1 rRNA gene is annotated in these 245 nt (G+C 45.3%); it reads left to right on the forward strand.

Annotation, left to right across the window (positions count from 1 at the left end):
• Positions 1-97 (forward strand): 16S ribosomal RNA (locus M3182_RS25985); the annotation flags it as partial.
• Between the last annotated feature and the right edge of the window lie 148 nt (positions 98-245).

The following is a 245-nucleotide window of genomic DNA, read 5'->3' on the forward strand; positions in this document are numbered from 1 at the left end:
TTGCCCCTGGGGCCAGCCGCCTAAGGTGGGACAGATGATTGGGGTGAAGTCGTAACAAGGTAGCCGTATCGGAAGGTGCGGCTGGATCACCTCCTTTCTAAGGATAATGTCGTAAGGACATTCGGAACTCAGACCTTATGGTCTGTGATATGCAAATCTTTAGATTTGCACTGTTGATTGCTTGTTTGTTTAGTTTTGAAGGAGCAATCCTTCGAAACATTGTTCCTTGAAAACTAGATAATCGT

This window comes from Mesobacillus maritimus (assembly GCF_023715205.1).
Classification (GTDB): domain Bacteria; phylum Bacillota; class Bacilli; order Bacillales; family Cytobacillaceae; genus Mesobacillus_B; species Mesobacillus_B maritimus_C.